The following is an 18,548-nucleotide window of genomic DNA, read 5'->3' as shown; positions in this document are numbered from 1 at the left end:
CCCTTCCTACCCAAACTAGAGCGCGGGGCCTTCATTGCCATCCGCAGCCTCACGATTTATCTCGTTCAGCCGGTGGCGCAACTTCGACTTTGCGCGATGGAGATATCTGCTGACCTGATCCGGGCGAAGATCCATTTCCTTGGCGATCTCCGCCGGTTTCATGTCCTGGTCATGACGCAGGAACAGAATCGTCTGCATATCATCCGGGAGTTCGCCGAACGCGGCGAGCAGTTGCTCATGCCGTTCGGCTTCCTCCGGACTCAGCTCGCTGGTCGGCCGGTCGATATCGAACTCATCTACCAGATTTTCCAGCGGACGACACTTCGTCCTCCTCAGGTAGTCGTACCACGACGACCTGAGCGCGCTGTACATGTAGGGCATAGTCAGCGGCCCCTGGCTTTTCAGCACCCTTTCGAATGCGTCCTGCACCAGATCCTGGGCCAGATCGGAGTTGTTGCAAAGATAGAGTGCGCGCCGGGTGAGCACTTGCATGCTGTCCCGAACGAATTCGCTCACTTCATCATCGCGGCTCATCAGGGGCGGCCCTTACGCATCTGGGTCGCCCAATTACTGGTTGCACACCGGAAATGGTTGAAAACCATCATCGCGATGTCTACCTCCCAACTCACTACGGTTTCCGGACGACCCGCAGCCACGCCCACAGACGAGGTGCGGCACGTCACGGGCCGCGAGACCGAGGGGACGGCCTCAACAGAGAAGAACGTCCGACGCGCCCAGAATCTCCACCCTTCACCGCGAACTTTTTCCACCTCGGTCGCGATGGTCGCCGAGCTGCCCGGAGTCCTCGCTGATCGTGCTGGGTGGCGTGCGGTGCCGAGAAGGCGCTCACACCGCAGTTCGTACGCCTCTGATCTCCGAGCAGTGTCATAGTGCCGTAGTACTATGAAATCTGACGGACGCGGAAGGAGCGAACCAATGACCCAGGTCATCCCGGGCACTATGCCCGAAGGCATCGCGCTGGTTCGGCGTGCGCACAACCTCGAAGGCTCGGGTATTCCTTGAGCGGGCCGCCGAGCTGTACGGGCAGGCGGTCGACGCGCTGCCCTGCGGCCCGCTGGGCTGGGCTGCCTACAAGAGGGAGCGCGCGCTGCGCGCGCGGCTCGGGGAGGAGTGAACACCATGGCGGATTCGCCGTCGATCGTGCTGGTGGCGTGCGGTGCCGACAAGGCCCCCGCACCCCGCCCAGCTCTACACCGGCCAGTACTTCCAGCTGTGCCTGGCGGCCGCGCGCACACTCACCGGCGGCGATGACACCCGCATTCACATCGTGTCCGCCCTGCACGGACTGCTCTCCCTCACCGAACAGGTGGAGCCCTACGACGTGCAGCTGCCCCGCGCCAGCGCAGCCGCCATCGAGCGCTTGGCCGCCGTAGTGCGCGCGCAGGCGCATGATGCCGGCCTGCTGGAGCGCCCCGTGGCGGTGCTCGGGGGCCGCGCTTACGTCCAGGTGGTGCGGGAGGTCTGGCCGCACGCGACGGCGCCCCTGGCGGGACTGGAGGCATGGGATTTCACCGCCGGGAGCTCACGCGCATCATCGGCACACGCCGGGGCGCCGCGGCACCCCGCACCTCCGAACTTGCACCGTATCTCGATGGCCAGGGAGATATGGCAATGGCGGACAACGCATTCGGCGCCGCGCACGGTCTCGTGACTGCGGCCCATCGCCGCAGTGTCGCAGTACTATGGCCCGGTCAGGATAAAACCGGGAGCGCGGAGGAGGCCTCGATGGCGAAGGACGACGCCGCAGGGTCGGGCAAGGTCGGCAACAAGGGCCGGATCGGCGCCTACTTCGACCAGGAGACCGCCGACCGGGTGCGCGGCGCCTATGCCTACGGCTGGCTCGGGCAGGGCAACAAAGGCTCCCTGAGCGACATGGTGAAAGCTGCCGTGATGGGCCTGGTGGAGCAGTTGGAGCAGGAGCGCAACGACGGCCGGCCATGGCCGGGGCTGAACCCCGGGGCGGTGCGGGTCTGGTCGCATCAGGAGATCGCGGACAAGAAGGCCGAGCGCGCCGAGCAGGCCGAACAACCCGAGTAGTCATTTCCCCCACGAACCCGATGGGGGAAATTGTCGAATCCCCCACCGTTGTCGTAGTGTCGTAGTACTATGATATTAAGTGGGATCGGAAGTCTGGACATCTCATCCATGCCCGGCCCCGGCCCCCTCCGTCAACGGGAAAGGATGAAAATGTCCACTCAGAGCAAGGATCTCAGCCAGCTCATCGCCACCGCCACCACCGATCTGACCACAGCGGTGCTCTCGATGGCGCTCGGCGCCACCGCCTCCGGTATGGCCGACTTCTGGACGATGTTCGACACCGCGGACCTGGTCAGGCATCGCGCCGACGCACTGTTCGAGCTGCTCGAGATCCAGACCCAGGGCGGGGAAGGCCCGGCCGCCGAGGGATACCAGGCCGCCGACCCCCTGGCGGTCGGCAAAGCGGTCCGGGAGGCCGTGCTGCGAAACCTGATGGAGCGCCTGGCCTTCCGTGACACCGTCACCGGAACGCTGCATGTCCTCGGTGAGCAGTACGTGGACGCCGCCTGAACTCGGAGGGCGTCCCGGAATCCCTGAGGGCTCCGGGGCGCTGCCCGAAATTTCGCAGCAGCGCGGGCTGCGACCAGCAGCCCTGACGGGGCGCGGACAGGCACAACGACGTGCCCAGTGGCGAACAGCGGAGTTCCCGCGACCCGCGCCCCACCTACCAAGGCCCCGAAGGACACGTGCTCCGCCATCCTGGGTGGATGTGAATGCTAGACCTGCCATGTAAGCCAGCGAAAATCGTTGTGGCCGAGTTTATTTGGCGGGACCGACCGATCGGATGGCGTCGATTCATGATTTATTGTCGTTGATGACAAATAAAACATGCTACCGTCGTGACAATAATACGTTCGTTCGGCTCTTGAATAAGAGTCGGGATGATGGGATGCGGATGACTGCGACCGAAGCGAACACCGACGGGTTGAATCTCATTCACGCGCGGTGTGTCGAGGAGGGCGGGCTCACCATCGCCACGCTGAAAGAGCTGCGTGAAGCACTGGGGTACGGCCGTCTCGGGAAATGGGTACTGGGAGAGATCGCCGAGGCTCTGGACCAGGAGCAGCTCGGCTATTTCCCGATCGGGATGCTCATGCCTGAGACCAATCCGGAACCGCGCCAGTGGGATGAGGTGTGGGTGTACCGCAAGGATTCCAGTCCGCTGGCGCGGGTCCTTGAGGCAGCGCTGAATCCTGGCCGCGCGGAGGATGTTCGAGCCACGCTGACCGCTGTGCGGTTGGACGATGAGGCCGGGCTGACCGCCGAACAGAAGATCGAACGAATTCGCGCGATCGTGCGCTGAGAGGCAGTGGTGATGGCAGGACGTTCGGCCGCCGATGATCGTGCGGTGATGTGCAGCTGGGCGGGCACGTTCACCCCGTTCGGCACCCAGATCGGCCCGGCCGTGGACAGCGCGGACCGTCTCGCCCGCATGCTGACCTACGTGGCCGATTCAGGCGGGTTGCGCACCGACGGCACGCTGGCTCAGGTCTGGATTGTGGGCGCCGAAGCCTTGGAGCTGCTGGGCTGGCGGGTGGATGAGGGCGACGCGGACGACGACACCCCGATGGATGTGCTGCGTACCGAGTGCCGCGACCGGATCACCGAGGCCGTGGCGCGCGATCAGACCGCGCTCGAGCGTGGCGGCTGGCGGTTGCGGGAGGGCTGGGAGACCGGCGGGGCGTGGGTGCGGCTGGAGCGCATCGACGTCAACGAGAAGCGCGGCCGCGCCCGCAACGCCTCGAAAGGCAAGCCCACCAGCAAGTTTCGCGTGGACGTGATCCTGGAGCCGTACGCCTGGACCACCCCGTCCCCCTCGGGGGAGGAGAACCTCGGCATCCTGGGCGACGACGCGGCCGGTTGGGGCCTGGTAGAGATCCCCGACGACGTCACCGATGAGCAGATGCGCGAGCTCGAGGATGCCGCGCGGGCCGAGCTCGGCCGCCGGTTGTGCGCGGCGGTGGAGCAGCTGGGCGTGCTGCCTGCGCTGACCGCCACCCGAACCGGCGCCGCGATCGCCGGGAAGATCTGGCGCCAGGGCACCCGCCGCAACGCCGAGATCGAGGCCAACGACTTCGACGTGGCGCGCTCGCACGTGCTGTCCGGACCGGTGCCGGTGCCACCGCTGACGTATCCGCCGCGCGGGGAGCTCGAGCCCGCGGCAGTGTGGTCGGTCGAGGCCATCGACCCCGCGGAGCTGGCCGAGTCCGATCGCCTGGTGATCGTGGACCAGTTCGGTTCATTCCTCGGCAGCTTCAGCGTGGAGCTGCCGATCGGGCAGCCCGATGTGCTGAGCATGGCGGATCTGGACAAGGCCCTGTGGTTTTCGGATCTGCCGCCGGAGAAGTGGCCGGTGGGCCTGTGGGCGATCATGGGGCCCCCGCTGCACGAACTTCCCGACTTCGGGCTGCTGCCGCCCCCACATCCGGAATGGGGACACCAGGCGCGGCTGAATCCCGAGATCAATCCGGTGTTCACGGTGACCACCGAGACCTTGAAGGCCTTGGCGCAGACCTGGACCAGCGGGTACGGCCTGCAGTGGTGCATCGAGAATATCGCGTTGGTCGAGGGCTGGGTGTGGCCGGCCTCGGCACCGGCGTTGGCGAAGTTCCAGACCCAGGTGGGGGAGGGCTACAAGCATTTCGTGGCGACCGGGGACCGAGCCATGCGCAAGTTCACCAACAAGGTCTATCAGGGCTACCAGGGCGCACTGGCCAACTCTCCCGAACAGTGGGGCCAGTTCCGGGCGCAGAACTCGAATCCTGTGGCGCAGGCCAACATTCACGCACATGCCCGCTGGCGCATCCGCCGCCAAGACGCCAACGCCCACGCCCGCACCGGCCGCCGCGCCGCGATGGTGCGCACCGACGCGCTGACCTTTCTGGTGCCCCCCGGCATGGATGTGGCGACGTTCGCCGATCCGATGCCCAAGAAGGGGCCAGCGCTGGGGCAGCTGATGGTGGAACGCTGGTGCGTGCTCACCGATGAGTCCCGCGAGGCCCTGGCCGCCGCGCGCGGGCAGGAGAGGGTGGCCGCCGCCATCGCGGCCGCGTTCGCCAATTCCCCCCACGTGGAGGTGTGCAAGTAATGCCGCAGCTGCGACCTCGCAAGCGTCCCCCGGCCTCCGGCTCCGCCTCGGGCGCCGGTGACAGTGCGGGACAGCAGGTGACGGTGGGCGGCTGGCACTACACCGTGGACCCGCATGCCGTGCACACGCTCAAAGCCGCTGCCGACCAATCCGATTCGGTGGGCCTGGACGCGGTGCGCGGCGTGTCCGACACCGTGGCGGTGGCCGAGGCCCGCGCCACCATCGGCCGCGAAGGCATCCAGCGCGCCGCCAAGGACGCCGGCGCTCCGCGGTCGGCATCGACGGCCAACCGGTGGGCACGCGAGAACCGTATCCCCGATCCGCGGGTAGCCGAGCTGGTGCAGCGGCGTGCTTTCGTGCAGCGCCGGGGCGGTGTTCAGTCGCTGGCGCACGATCTCGGGGTGTCGGTGACCGTGGTGCGCCGGTGGCAGTCCGGCCGCACCGACTCCATGCGCGGCGCCTCGGGGGAGGCTCTGCGTAAGGCTCGTCTGGACGATGCCCGCGAACGGGCCGGGGTTCGCGATATCGTCGGCGCCCGGCTGCGGGTGCGTGCCCAAGTCCAATATCGTGCTCACGGGTCCACCAGCGACGAATATCGTGGCGCCCGCGACATCGACATCGACATGTCCAACGACGAAGCTCACGCCCTGTTCGACGCTCTGGCCGCCGATGACTACGCCACCGCCAACGCTTTGTGCGAGGCATCCTGGTCCGCGTGGTTCGGCCATGCCTATAGCGACAACTCGGGCGTGCACATGCTCGATGTCGAGGACTTCGGCATCGACTGGTATTGAGACCGAGTGCGAGCCGGTAGGCACTTCGGGGGGATTGTCCGGCTGAGGGGGAAATTATTGCAGTTACGGATATTTCGGCGGGCGCTTGCGTTGTCTGTGGTCAGGTGCGTGCTGAAGGTGGAACCTGTTGCAATCTGGGCGTTTTGGCCGATTTCCGAGGGTAGAAGGCTCGTGGGCTGGATGTGACACTAGTAGGGCCATCGGTGCACCGACGGCCGCGCGCAGATAGCTGATCGGTTGCATGCCGGAGGAGTTCCGAAGTCGGGGCTCATGAGGCAGGTGAGCGAGTTGGCCCTGAACTCCACGTGAAGACGTCCGGTGAGGGCCGGACCAGGGAGTGTCGAGTTGGGAGCCGACCTTCTGCGGTCCGCGAATCCTGAGTTCGCCGTGGAGGAATGAGAACGTGCCCGGCCCCGCATTCGTGATGGTTCCTGCGCTGTCGTGGGAAAATCGCCGAAGCCTTCGCTCACGAGCCCTGCTCGAAGGACTGACCCGTGGTGGTCGGATTCGCAGCCGCAACAGGGCGAACCGGTAATGCCCGGCGACCGCGTCGCGCGCCCTGATCCGGTGCGGCGAAACGCTGCGGTGAACCGTGTGCCGCCGACAGCCGCAGAGATCGGATCCCGGCTCACGCTGGACGTACAGACCGATAACCCCGCCGCGGTGCGTGATGAACTCTTGGCCCTCAATGCCTGGTTGCTGAAGTCGGCGGGGTTCTCCGTCCGCCAGGCGTCCGCCAAGGCCAACATCACCAAGAGCGCAGTTTCGAACTACCGCGGGGCCGCAAGTTATAAGAACCTGCCCGAGTCGGAGCCGTATGCGAGGTTTCTGCAGATCTTTCTGATCGACCCGGGTCATGTTTCGCTTCTGGTCCGCCGCTGCGAAATACTCAAACCGCGATGGGATGCCTACCGGAAGAACGAACCACCGCCACCGCCACCGCCACCGCCACCGCCACTACCGCAGGTTGTGACGGTCGTGTGGCACCCGGTCGAGGTGGGAATCACGGTTCCAACACCAGGGCAGTTGGCGCTGAAGGCCGCTACCACGCTGCGACACGGCGGCAGCAAGCCGCTGGGCAAATACATCGGCGCGGAGGTCGTCTGCTGGGCGTACCAGACCGGCTGTGGTATTGATCTGCCCAGCTCCAGCCACAAACAGTGCGAACTCGGTGCGTTGATACACGTCAGCGACCTGCGGCCCGGCGATATCGTCATGCTGCACAGCGGGCAGGACACTGGCCTGTACGACGGCGAGGGCAGCATCCTGACCGCCAGCGTGCTCGGCAACGAGGTCCTGCCAGTACCGGTGATGCAGATCCAGCGCTTCAGTGACGAGCACTTTCCACATTGCGGACAGCGCGTCGAGTGGCCCTCGGAACCGCTGAACCCCCTCGATCGTGAGCTCGAAACACGTGACCGGGCTCGAGACGAACTGGCCGAGCAGTTTCTCGACTCCGCTGCTGACACCACAACCCACTCGCCCGGGCGGTTCGCGCTCGCAAAGATCGAGCAGATGTCGCCCTACGCGACCTTCGACGGCTCGCAGATAGACCTCGTTCGCGCGGCATTCGAGGCTGCGGGATACACCCTGCCCGACCTCGCCTTCGCGACACCATTGCTCGGCGGCCAACTTGCCGATCTTGCCGTGCAAGTGGGCGATATCGTGTTCACCCACGGCAGCGGGGAAGTGGGGCTCTACGCCGGCGGCGGCGATGTCATGTTCCGCCGGATCGATGGCCGATTGGCGATGGCCGTGCTGAAAGGCAACAGCGATGTCGCTGTCCGTCGCGCACTGCGGCCTCGTGACGACTCGTCGACCCTGGAGATCGCCGATCTGAAGGGCGATACCGGCGAGAGGATCGTTATCCCCGAGCTGCGCAACGCTCGCCAGCGCGGCGCCGCCACGAAGTTCCCGGTGCTGGACGTGGATCCCGTGACAGCCGCCAAGACGGTTGCGATGGTGGAACACACCGTCAAGCAAGTCAACGACAAGATCACGGCACCGCGCCCCGCCGCCCGTGACACCGACTCGGTGCAGGCCACCGCCGCCGGCGCGGCGTCCGCGGCGAACTCCGAGCCCATCTCGACCTCCAGGCGGGACAGTCCCCCTGCGGCGGGGACAGCGGTTCTGGCACCGGAGGCTCTGGAAGAGATGATGGTCGAGGGTCGAGTGATCGCCTGGTCCAAGAAGGTCGGCGACAAAGTGTCCATCAACGAGATGCTGTTGGTGATCCGCACACCCAACATCGACCTTCCCGTCCGGGCACTCATCGCGGGTACGGTCACCGCGATCGCCACGACTCCCGGACAGAGCGTGGCCGTTGGTGACGTGCTGTGCTGGATCGACGAGACCCGCCCGCCGGCCCGGCTGTTCAAACGGCTCTTCTCTCGCTGACCGCCCGCTGCGGCGCGATTTCCGCCGCACCCGCAGTGGGCTGTAGTGGACTTCCACCCGCGAAGCTGCGTGAGTCCGCGATCCGGCAGCGGCCGCAGTTACGGAAGTGCCGACTATCCCTCTTCGGAGAAGCCAGGCGATCACCTGCCACATAACCGTCAACAAGGCATCGATACTGAAAATAAGCCGATGTGAGTAGAACGGGAATTTCGTAATTTTCGACGTCCTCATCGATGGCTGAATAGGTCGGTTCGGCGCCTTCTACGCCTGGGCCTGCGGGCTATCAAATGTCGTGGGTGGACTCACCGTTTGCCGTCGGGAGTCCACCGTTGCGCCCCGAGTCTTGGTCACACTTCCCAATTTGCGATGAGTCCGGGGATGAGCGAAGTGACTGCGTCATGCGCAGTCGCAATCGCTCGAATGGATTTAAGCACGTCTGCGGAATGGTGGACAACCCCTGTCCATTTCGCGTTGCCTGTCCCGAAGGCGTGTTCTTTTGCTGTCCAACTGTCCATCTCTGCAGATGGCTGGCCATATTGGACAGGAGGGTAACGATCCGGATGGACGATGAGTGGCTGAAATTGGACAGGAAAATGCGTCCATTTGGACGAGGGGATCCACTGCTCTGCTGTCAAGTGTCCAATCTGTTGATTGGACACCGCGCGGTAAATGGACACCAGAGGGACTGTCCAAGTGGAGTGAAAGCCGGTTCTGCTCGATGGTGATGCTCAATTTTGATCGATATTTACGTGGGTGAAAGGGGCTTGACCGCGCAAGCACTGATGTGGTCGTCTTTAGGGAAGAAAGCCGCTGGAGAACTTGCCACTCTCCGTTTAGCGGCACCCCGACATGCTCACAGAAATACCCCTACGCGAAAGCGTCGGTCACACTTCCCCTGAGCGGTGCCACGTTCCGATATTCGAATATCGGAACGTGGCACCGCCGCGATCAAGGAGTCCGCGATTCGTATGAGCAATAGCTACTGTGATCTCCTCGCGCAGCATCCCGTCCTCGATGCACCCGGCGGCCCCTATCGGCTCGCTCCTCCTGGATGCCTCGGCGGCGAAACGGACGGGCCCGTGTCTTCGGCGGGTTTCGAGCCGAGCCTGAGGGCGTCGGCCTCCCGGGACCTGGATCATTGGGCGCCGCACGAGCCTCCTGGCATGCACTGAGCGCTGACGTGTTTCTTCCCTCGTCGAACCAGGCTTCCGTAGGTCATGTATGCCGAGGCCCGGAAGCCCGAAGCATGGAGAACCCAGTAGTGATGCTCACCCATTTGTCCTACCGGTACGGTCCGCGCCGCCAGATCAGGCTCCACCTGCAAACCGCAGCGGGCACGATCATGACGTCCGCCGTAAGCACCGAGCACTGGTGCACGACCGCTCCACATCAACCAGTCCACTGGGCGCTGACCGGGGGCGCCGCAGTCTTCGCCGCCTGTAAAGCGGGACAAGTGGCGCAGGAATGCTGGCGCCGCCGCCCGAAGTCGATCACCTTGCGCTACGAGCGCTCATGACCAGCAGTGCGACCCCTGGGCCGCGCAGGCCGGCCTCCGGTGAGGCCCCAGCGACTCGTCCCGAGGATGGCGGCGGCCTGCTGCGCGGCCGGATGGCGACGAAGGAGTTCACCATGGTCAGTAACAGGTTGGCGCGCGACGAGAAGCTCAGCAACAGCGCGAAGGGCCTGTTCGTGCAGATGGCCTCCCACACCGAAGGGTTCCGTATCACCCTCGAAGGCATGGCGCTCAACTGCGCAGACGGGATCACCGCAGTGCGCAGCGCCCTGAAGGAGCTCGAACTGCACGGCTACGTCCGAAGATTGCCCCGCGTCCGGGACATGAAGGGACATCTCGGCCCCTATGGGTACGAGATCACGGACGTGCCCGAATCGCCTCGTCTCTCGGTGGTGCTCGCCTCCCCGGCAGCTCTGGATGCTGAGAAGGCGGGAACACCCAGGTCGCGCCCTGTGTCAGATTTTCCTACGTTGGTCGAACCTGTCGAGGTGGACCTGACCACAAAGAAGACCAAGGTGAAGAAAACAGATCAGGTGCCGCGCGTCCCGCCGCCCGATACTGCTGGCGCGCGGCTGCTGCGCAGGCTCCAGCTGCGGCACCCGATCACGGAATCCACCGTGGCCCGATACGCGGCGTTGGTCGACGATCTGCTGGTCACCTGGCCCGCCGAGGCGCTGCTGGAGTACCTGGAACTTGAGTGCAACGCGCCCGGGGTCCGCAAACCGATCGGCCGCCTCGTTGACGTTCTGCGCGACATACGGCCGCGCGCGACCCGAGGGAGGGGCGACAGGGATGCCGTCAATTCGCCTCAGCCGTGCGGCACGTGCCTCGATCCCACCCCCGGATGGATCGAGGTTGGCTCCAAAGATCACATCCAAGTCCTGCGCTGTCCGGGATGCAACCCAGGTCCGCGAGCCGGCTGAATCGAAGACGAAGGCGCCAGGCGGATCGGGTCAAGCGTCGCGGAAACTGTTGACAGTGTGGCAGTTCGATGCTGCGCTGCGTAATCAGCTGATTCCGCGCGCGGATACTGGTGGTGGCCAGTGGGGTGCTCGTGGCGGTGCGCCTGGACGATATTGTGGCGCGCTTGCCCGAAGGGCCGCCGATCGGCGCATCGCGTGCGGGCGAACGGATTTCCGAGGTAGCGCCGCGCCTTCGTGGAGCGTCGGGGCGGTGTCCAGTCGGCTGGCGCACGATCTGGGGGTGTCGGTGACCGTGGTGCGCCGGGTGGCAGTCCGGCCGCACCGACTCCATGCGCGGCGCTTCCGGGGAGGCTCTGCGTAAGGCTCGTCTGGACGATGCCCGCGAACGAGCCGGGGTTCGCGATATCGCTGGTGCCCGGCTGCGGGTGCGCGCCCAGGTGCAGTATCGTGCTCACGGGTCCACCAGCGACGAATATCGTGGCGCCCGCGATATCGATATCGACATGTCCCAGGCCGAGGCGCAGGAGCTGTTAGATGCCCTGGCCGCCGACGACTACGCCACCGCCAACGCGCTGTGTGAAGCATCCGGGTCCGCGTGGTTCGGCCACGCCTACAGCGACAACTCAGGTGTGCGCATGCTCGATGTCCAGGACTTCGGAATCGCCTGGTACTGAACCGAACCACCGCGCTGAGAGGCGCCCCGCCACTTGCCTTCTCTATCACCATTCGTCACGAATTGAGTTGGGTGGAAGATCCCGGCATACCCTGTAATACCGGCTCTAGCAGGGGTTTTGACTCCAGTAGGGTGTGTGGCTACCATTTTCATCCATCGGGCACGAGTGTGCCCATTACAGCTCCGGCCAGGCGGTCGGAGCTTTTTTCATGCCCAAATGGCCCCCGGCGGATACCTGCCGGGGGCCATCCTCGTTCCTGGAAGGTGTCTATGTCGGTCGTTTCCACGCTCGCCGCAGCGAGCAACGGGTGGACGGTGTTCTGGGTGCAGTTGCCGGTGCTTGTGCTGGCCGTTGCGGTCATCATTGTGGCTACGACCGCGTTGCGGCGGGCGCGCCCGGAAGATGTGCCGCGAGTGTTCGAGGCCTTCGCCACCGCTTTCGGTCGGCGGGCAAAGGGCACGAGACGTCGGCGAACGGCCCGCAAGGCTGCGATACAACCATGTTCGGAGGAGATGTGAGCCGTCGTCGTACACGGCGAGTCGATGCTCTGGCCGACCGCGTGGCCGACAGTTTCCTGGCGGCCGACCTCACCGCTGCGCAACTGGAGGTGCTGTCAGAATTCCGGCGGCGTCACCTAGAAAATGGGCTTAGCCGGGCCCCTGAAGACTTGGCATGGTGGTGTGAGAAGCCGCTTCGAAAGCTCTACCAAGACCTTGAAGCCCGCGCGGCGCTTGCGCCGTACTTCTACAGCGGTGACGAAGTGCCCCCACAGTCGAAGTGTCTATGTTGCGGGAGAGAGCTCCGCTCGCATCAGCGTGGGCGCCGCCCAAAATACTGCGATGGTGCATGCAGACAGCAGGCGCTACGCGACCGGAAACGTGCCGACATCGGGTAACTGATTGCTTCGCAAGCTATTTCGGCATCCGTATGCCTCCCCTCCACTGGCTTGAAACACCAAAGGGCGGTGGCAGGCTCGAGGGCGCAGGGTTCTCAGGTCGGATTTCAGTTCTTGGCCCGTGATCGGGGGGATAAGCGTGTGCTGTTGCTGAGACTGCACGTGCCGGATGACTTGGTCGATGTGAGCGCCGAGGAGATGCGGAAGGTCGCCGTGGCGCTGAGGACATCGTGCGCGCGGATCCGCGCGCGTAGGGATCTGACGCCGTGCCGCCGCGATATCGTGCTGTGCCCGTTCGTTCACCGGATGATTGCTCGGGTGACCTGTGCCTTCTGCGCGCTCGGCCTGTCGGTGCATCTCTGGGTTATGACTACGCCGAATTGCCTTCGCGCAGACCAGGTCCCTGCCACCGTCACGGAGACGCTCGAGTCATGGGTTACCAGGGTGGCGCATCGGGTCCAGCTCACTGCCGGTGGGTTCATGACCACCGGCGTGGGCACCCACTTGTTCTTGGACGGGCACTTCATCGAGATCGGCTCCAACTGGGCGCTGTTGGGTGGCGCCGCCGTATTCGCCGGTACCACGGTCGCACACGCTGCGTACGGCCTGCGGGTCTGCCGGATCGACGCGGAGTTCACGTTGAAGTTCACCAAGAAGTCCAACGACGACAGCGGTAAGCGTCGATAGATCAACACCGCCCGGTCCGGATCGTCGTTCTCGTTTTCGGGCGGCGGTCTGGGCTGTCGTCATGTCCGACACGCCCGTGGAGGCGAGCTGTACCTGAGGTTTCTGCGCAAGCCGGTAGCGGGCGCATCTCTCGGATATGACGACCCATCGCCCTACGACCGGGCGCGGCCCGGCTCTCATGCCCGAGCGGAGAGCGCCGCGCGCCGCGCTCGACGCCTTGGACCGTTCCGGATCGGGGTCCGAGCGCATCGGAATTGTCATTGACGGCACTACTTGTGTCTTCGGAATCCGGTGTGTCCGCTCTGGTTTCGCGCTTAGCGTCGGTGTCATCCCGGCGGCCCTGGATCTGTGTGCCGGTGTGGTGCTGGCTCCGGAGGCGCGCTGACTATGACCTACCCCCACGACCCTGGCCGCGGTGCGACCACAACCGAGGACACAGCGGAGGAGGTCGCGTCCTCCGGGAAGGAGGCGACGACGCTCCGTCCGGAGGAGCCAGAGGTTCTGTCTCCGGAAGAAGTGGAGTTGATGGAGATGGTGTTCCGCCAACACTACAAACCACTGCGCAAGACCATGACGTGGTGGACTAACGACGCTCCTCGCGTCGAGGATTGGATCGTGGATGCCACGGTCAAGGTCGTCCGCCACTATGGGCTGGAACTGTTGGAAAAGTCGGAAGTGCAGGTGCGTGACCTGCTGAGGACGGCGGTGAAGAACGAGGCCAGGATGTTCTGGCGCAGCTCGGCCGGCCGGGAGATTCTGCGCTCGGAGTTCGCCCATGACAACACTGTGGCCGTGGATGGCTCAGGGTTGCTGTTCTCGGCCGATGTTGCCGAGGAGGTTCTCGATCTGGTTGTGCGGGAACAGTTCTGGCGGTTGCTGAAGGAACGGACGCAGTCCGGGGAATTGGACTCCAGGTACTACGACCGTGCGGTGTTGCTGTTCGGCAGCGTTCTGACGCGCCAGGAGGTGGCCGACATCTTGACTAACGGGTCACTGCACAGGTTGCGGAGCATGCAGGGCCACCTGATCACCAAACTCACCCAGTCGGGAATCCTGCCGTTGCTGCGGTTCACCGATCCGGTGCCGGCCGACGCCACCGCCTCGGCCGATTCTCGAGGAGACGAACAGAAATGACTGAGAAGGAGAACAACACTTACAACGAGATCGAGGCGCAGGATCACGGTGCCGCCGAAGTTCAGCAAGTCCACCTCGACCGAGCCGCTGTCCTCAAGCTTGAGCTGCTCGTGTTTGACGATATCGCTGATATCGGTTGTTTCCGCTTCGGGCGATCCTCGTGGATGGGGGCAGAATTCGCCCTGGAGGACATCGCCATCGGTATCGATTCCGAGGCGCAGGATCATGATGGCGCCGGACCCTTCTTCGCCGAGGAGTTCGGCCGATTTGATGAGCACGTCGACGGAGAAGACGACCAGGCCGCCGAGGATGCTGCCTGGGCGAGAGTGCGGGCCATCCTGATCAAGGATTCCGAGGGTGCCGTCGTTGCCGAGGATTCCGTCACCACGCTCGCTGAAGGCACCGCTACCTCACGGCCGCCGCATGCGGAGCGAGACCGGCCAACACGTCCGGAAGCCTCAGCACAGAGTCCCGAAAGCCGGTCGCGATTTGGTCGAGGCCGAGTCGGCAAGGGACTCAGGTTGTTGGAACTGGTGGGTGAGGGCGTACTTGTCGTCGCGGCAACGGCGGTTGTGGGGGTGGGCATCCTGTTGGTTGCGATGGTTGGGCTGGTGCAAGTCGCCGCAGGGGGAATGGCCCTGAGTGATGGACTTTCCCACCCCGCCACCTGGGTGACGGTGTCGACGGCGATTCCTGCTCTCGTGAAGCTCGTGGCTTTGGTGCGTGAGCATTCGGCGGTAGACCGAAAAGGTCAGCCGAGGAAACGATCCAGGGACGACGACAGCTTGTAGCAGCGTATATGCGAGCAGCAGCAAGCTATGGAAATCCGGCCGAGCGGCACCGTGCTCGCGATTGCCCGTTGGGAATCGCGAGCGCGCCGGCTCAGTGGGTAGAACCCCGAGGGGTTAGGACGGTGTGCCTCCTGGGGTATTCGTGGAGTTGTTCTCCGGGGCAGGGGATTTGGGAGCGGCCGACAGGCTGTTGATGGTGGCCAGGGCGGCGGTGTAGAGGGCGATGAAGGCTCCGCCGCCGGCGCCCGCGGCGGCGATCCATGGTGTGTGTGCGAGTAGGCATACACCGGTGATCGCGATGCCGATGATGAAGCAGATGAGTCCCGCGATGGCGATTATGTAGCCCTTGTTCGATTTCATGAGGCTGTTGGTTTCCGGTTCTTTCGGTTGTGGTGCCCGGTCCGAGTTGGCTTGTGTGGCTGTCGATGTCGGGTCGGGCGTTGTGGACTCGGTGACTGTATGAACCGGGTTCTCCACATGTTTCAGTCGAAGGCGAGCACCGTATTGCTGTAGCGGGCAGGGGGTTTCGCGGTGCGGTTGCGGTCGCGCGGTGTGTAACAGTGGAGAATCGGTGTGCTAGTGGGTGATTGGTCGTTGCTCCCGTTCGGGTGGAGGTGGGGCCGGAGGGCATCCGGTCGCTCTCGTGCTGGTTGCAGGGAGGCGACGACGATTGAACACCGCGGGTTCGGGTTTACCGGTACGGTTTCTGGTGCAGGTCAGAGCAACGACAAGAGGCCGGTTTATGACGTGGGGGGTGGGTCGGTATCAGCTCCGGTTGTTGCGGCAGCTGGTGGATCTGGAGACCGAGAGTGGGGAAGGGGTCGCTGGCGGCGGCCCTGCCGATGAGGCGAGGTGGCGTGCGGTCACTGCCGAGCTGGGGTGGCGTATCGCGGCGAGTTTGGCCGAACGCCGAGGGCAGGAAGCCGCGGCGCGGCGCGCGGCGCATGCTCTGGCGGATCGGGGCCTGGTCGAGGTCCGGGTGGAGTGCGAGCAGGTGGGAGAGCAGCGCCCATCGATGCGGGAGACGCTGCAACTGCGGCTCACCTCTGCGGGGTGGGATTACCTCGATGACCGTGGGCTGATCTACGTCATGGACGAGTTCCCTCGGTGGCTACAGCCTCGCGGGGTTCTGGACATGTGGGGCGGTCTGTAGCTGCTTCTCCCCGGTGACGTTCTTCCAGTTCTATGTCGCCAATCGATCCGGCGGAGCGCCTGGTCAGCCTAGAGATGATCACCTCGACGGAGCGCGCCCAGGGATTGCTGGCGGGATGATGGGAGAGAGCACTTTCCGGAAGTTCGGCGCGCTGTGTCGGGCGGGTATGGGCTGGTGCGGAGTGTGCTGGGCGCGTGTGGTGGGGATCACAGTGGGTCTGTTGCTGTTTTTGGCCTCTGAGTCGCCTAGAAGGTAGGGCCCGTGGTGGGTCTGCCGGATGAAGCGAAAGAGGTAAGTGGGTTCATGACCGAGATTTCTACCGAGCTGGCTCTGATCCCCGGTCCCGCGACGAAGCGGGTGGCCGTGCGCCAGGTCCCTGAGGAGGCCGCGCCGCCGGTCGATGCCGATGACCCGGAGGGCGGTGAGACCGCTGCGGTTTCGGTTGGCGCGCGGCCGGTCCGGAAGAAGAAGGGTGTTCGGCGGCTGCCGGGCGATCTGAGCGATTTCGTTGGTATCGACCGGCTCGCGGGTCTGGCGGGTATCACCGATGCGGCGTTCGAGCCGGTGATGCAGGCGGTGACGAGTTCGCCGGTGCTGGAGATGATGCGCGCGTCGACCGATCAGCTGTACAAGGTGCCGACGGTGGATGTGGCCGCGCGCTGGAAGGCGTTGGCGGGGTCTACCGCGGATTTTGTGGTGCCGTCGTCGGTGTCCGCGGCGTTTGATATGACGGCGGTGACGGCGAAGCTCGATATTTCGCCGATGGTGGCGAAGTTCGATGTGCTGGAGTCGGCGGGTGTGGCGAAGATGGCGGCGGCGGAGCAGCTGCGTGCGCCGGACTGGGCGGTGCAGATGTTCTGTGCCCCGATGGTCGATGTCGCGAAGATCGCTACGGCGTCCGCGGTGGCGGCCAAATACGCTGGGACGCTGGATGATCTGCTGCCGCGGATCGATGTGGGCGCGATGTGGCAGGTGGCTGATGTCGCGCGGTCGTTGATGCCGATCGCGGAGTTCACCGAGCTGTGGCGGGCTGATCTGTCGCGGATGTCGGCGATGTCGACGATGGTGTCGGATCTGCTCGGCAATTGGGAGTTTCTGCGGCGGGCGGGTCACCGGCGTGCTGGTCGGGGTGTACGGGCGGCGCTGGTGGCGCGGATGGCGGTGTTGAACGAGCTGGGTAGCAAGAGCGCCGATTCGGCGGTGGCCGCGTTCGCGTCGCGGTGGTTGGGGTTCAAGCCGGTGCGGGCGGTGATCGATGCGGTATCGACGGCGCTGCTGGAGGATCAGTGGCTGGCTGGTGAGGATCCGGATGCGGTGCTGGCCCAGCTCAAGAAGCTGACGACTGCTCACCGGGGGGCGCAGAAGCCACTGACCGAGCAGGTGCTGCGGGGCAAGCGGGTCTGTTTGCTGAGTGAGCCGCTGGGCGGCGACCTCACCGTGGCCGATCGTCTGGTCGCCCCGGATGTTCTTGTGCCGGGGCTGGACGATCCTCGGGTGGTGCGGGTACTGGCCGAGTTGTCGCCCGAGGACCGGGCCATCGCCCTGGCACACAGCCACCACGGGCGCACCTGGGCCGAGGCCGCGCAGGACTGCGGATTCGCGCCCGAGCGGGGGGAATCGGTGCGTAAGAAGCTGAAGTACGCCGGGACCAAGCTCATGAGCGAGCGCCAGGCCCTGGTCGGGAGCGTGCGATGACCGCCGAGCCCGTCGACGGGATGCAGAAGCCCTATGACCGTGCTGGGCGCGGTCGCGCCCGCTGGGTTGCCTGGGCACGGACCACTGCGGTGGGGGCGATGGGGGCGTTCATCGTGAGCGCTGCGGGTCAAGCCGGCCTGCGGGTGATTGACTGGCTGTTCAGCTGAGCGCGGCCGCCCCGGGACGCGGCCGCGGGTAGGGAAATCTCCGAATTGGGGGGAATGTGATTCCCCCCAACTACCCGAAGATCAGGAATTACGGCATCACTTTGGCGTAATGCCTTCGGCCGCAGGGTATTCGGCGCAAGTAAAGGTATAAGTGGCCGTATAAGGCAGTGGCTCAACAAGATTCAGCCTGCGATATGCAGACGTAGTCTAAAATTGTTATGGCACAACTGATATGAACGCCAAAGTAGATACGATGTGTTGGTGCACAACATATTTCGATCGAAGATCGAAATCTATTCTTGCGTGAAACGATAGCGACAGGCTATGCTGGAGACATGACCAGCACCGCGATCCGCGTCCATCTCACTGTAGACGCGGCCGCTGTCGAGGTGCCGAGCCCGGAGGGATCGGCTGGAGCCGCGGAGAGGATCCCAGCAAACACGCTGGTAGACGCCACCGCGAAGCGGGGGCAGGCCGGGGCCCCGAAAACCCAGCCCCGCGCAGCCGCCGCGGAGCGGTGGCGATATCCCCCAGCCGGGCCGGAGGCCCGGCGCTCCCGCCAAGCCGCGCCGAAGGCGC

17 protein-coding genes are annotated in these 18,548 nt (G+C 64.9%); 15 read left to right on the top strand and 2 right to left on the bottom strand.

The window, feature by feature from the left end:
• Nucleotides 1-15: 15 nt before the first annotated feature.
• The gene (locus OHB26_RS38750; RefSeq protein WP_330185937.1) at nucleotides 16-534 is read right to left on the bottom strand and encodes an RNA polymerase sigma factor; all 519 of its coding nucleotides are present in this window, start codon (nucleotides 532-534) and stop codon (nucleotides 16-18) included.
• Nucleotides 535-1,177: 643 nt separating this feature from the next.
• On the opposite strand from OHB26_RS38750, the gene OHB26_RS38745 reads away from it, so the two are divergent.
• The 12 genes from OHB26_RS38745 (at nucleotide 1,178) to OHB26_RS38690 (ending at nucleotide 14,954) form a co-directional block, all read left to right on the top strand.
• Nucleotides 1,178-1,672, top strand: coding sequence for a DUF6884 domain-containing protein (locus OHB26_RS38745; RefSeq protein ID WP_330185936.1), 495 nt, complete (start codon nucleotides 1,178-1,180; stop codon nucleotides 1,670-1,672).
• 74 nt (nucleotides 1,673-1,746) lie between these two features.
• Nucleotides 1,747-2,058 carry a ParB family protein gene (locus OHB26_RS38740; RefSeq protein ID WP_330185935.1) on the top strand — a complete coding sequence of 104 codons (312 nt, stop codon included), beginning with the start codon at nucleotides 1,747-1,749 and terminating at the stop codon, nucleotides 2,056-2,058.
• Between the two features lie 150 nt (nucleotides 2,059-2,208).
• Complete coding sequence (locus OHB26_RS38735) at nucleotides 2,209-2,568, top strand: hypothetical protein (RefSeq protein WP_330185934.1); 360 nt, start codon at nucleotides 2,209-2,211, stop codon at nucleotides 2,566-2,568.
• A gap of 274 nt (nucleotides 2,569-2,842) precedes the next feature.
• Entirely contained in the window at nucleotides 2,843-3,361 is a 519-nt protein-coding gene (locus OHB26_RS38730; protein WP_330185933.1) for a hypothetical protein, read from the top strand.
• 12 nt (nucleotides 3,362-3,373) lie between these two features.
• Entirely contained in the window at nucleotides 3,374-5,146 is a 1,773-nt protein-coding gene (locus OHB26_RS38725) for a hypothetical protein (protein WP_330185932.1), read from the top strand.
• Nucleotides 5,146-5,940, top strand: coding sequence for a hypothetical protein (locus OHB26_RS38720; protein ID WP_330185931.1), 795 nt, complete (start codon nucleotides 5,146-5,148; stop codon nucleotides 5,938-5,940). The genes OHB26_RS38725 and OHB26_RS38720 overlap by 1 nt, the downstream gene beginning before the upstream one ends.
• A gap of 534 nt (nucleotides 5,941-6,474) precedes the next feature.
• On the top strand, nucleotides 6,475-8,337 hold the full coding sequence (locus OHB26_RS38715; RefSeq protein WP_330185930.1) for an NlpC/P60 family protein: 1,863 nt from the start codon (nucleotides 6,475-6,477) through the stop codon (nucleotides 8,335-8,337).
• 1,512 nt (nucleotides 8,338-9,849) lie between these two features.
• Nucleotides 9,850-10,773 carry a hypothetical protein gene (locus OHB26_RS38710; protein WP_330185929.1) on the top strand — a complete coding sequence of 308 codons (924 nt, stop codon included), beginning with the start codon at nucleotides 9,850-9,852 and terminating at the stop codon, nucleotides 10,771-10,773.
• A gap of 329 nt (nucleotides 10,774-11,102) precedes the next feature.
• Nucleotides 11,103-11,447, top strand: a complete 345-nt coding sequence (locus OHB26_RS38705; protein WP_330185928.1) for a hypothetical protein — start codon at nucleotides 11,103-11,105, stop codon at nucleotides 11,445-11,447.
• A 1,375-nt stretch (nucleotides 11,448-12,822) separates the two neighbouring features.
• Nucleotides 12,823-13,029: a hypothetical protein gene (locus OHB26_RS38700; protein WP_330185927.1), complete on the top strand. Its 207-nt coding sequence runs from the start codon at nucleotides 12,823-12,825 to the stop codon at nucleotides 13,027-13,029.
• Nucleotides 13,030-13,416: 387 nt separating this feature from the next.
• Nucleotides 13,417-14,163 (top strand): hypothetical protein, encoded by a 747-nt coding sequence (locus OHB26_RS38695; RefSeq protein ID WP_330185926.1) that lies wholly within the window; start codon nucleotides 13,417-13,419, stop codon nucleotides 14,161-14,163.
• Complete coding sequence (locus tag OHB26_RS38690) at nucleotides 14,160-14,954, top strand: hypothetical protein (protein WP_330185925.1); 795 nt, start codon at nucleotides 14,160-14,162, stop codon at nucleotides 14,952-14,954. The genes OHB26_RS38695 and OHB26_RS38690 overlap by 4 nt, the downstream gene beginning before the upstream one ends.
• Nucleotides 14,955-15,068: 114 nt before the next feature.
• Here the strand turns inward: OHB26_RS38690 and OHB26_RS38685 are convergent, their stop codons facing one another.
• Nucleotides 15,069-15,314, bottom strand: a complete 246-nt coding sequence (locus tag OHB26_RS38685) for a hypothetical protein (protein ID WP_330185924.1) — start codon at nucleotides 15,312-15,314, stop codon at nucleotides 15,069-15,071.
• Between the two features lie 382 nt (nucleotides 15,315-15,696).
• On the opposite strand from OHB26_RS38685, the gene OHB26_RS38680 reads away from it, so the two are divergent.
• The 3 genes from OHB26_RS38680 (at nucleotide 15,697) to OHB26_RS38670 (ending at nucleotide 17,969) form a co-directional block, all read left to right on the top strand.
• Complete coding sequence (locus OHB26_RS38680; RefSeq protein ID WP_330185923.1) at nucleotides 15,697-16,107, top strand: hypothetical protein; 411 nt, start codon at nucleotides 15,697-15,699, stop codon at nucleotides 16,105-16,107.
• 303 nt (nucleotides 16,108-16,410) lie between these two features.
• Entirely contained in the window at nucleotides 16,411-17,802 is a 1,392-nt protein-coding gene (locus tag OHB26_RS38675; RefSeq protein WP_330185922.1) for a hypothetical protein, read from the top strand.
• Nucleotides 17,799-17,969, top strand: coding sequence for a hypothetical protein (locus OHB26_RS38670; RefSeq protein WP_330185921.1), 171 nt, complete (start codon nucleotides 17,799-17,801; stop codon nucleotides 17,967-17,969). Before OHB26_RS38675 ends, OHB26_RS38670 begins: the two co-directional genes overlap by 4 nt.
• The last annotated feature ends 579 nt before the right edge of the window (nucleotides 17,970-18,548 follow it).

Origin of the sequence: Nocardia sp. NBC_01503, from assembly GCF_036327755.1 — a bacterium.
Taxonomy (GTDB): domain Bacteria; phylum Actinomycetota; class Actinomycetes; order Mycobacteriales; family Mycobacteriaceae; genus Nocardia.
Note: the sequence above shows the minus strand (reverse complement) of the source record. Positions and strands in the feature narration are given on the sequence as shown.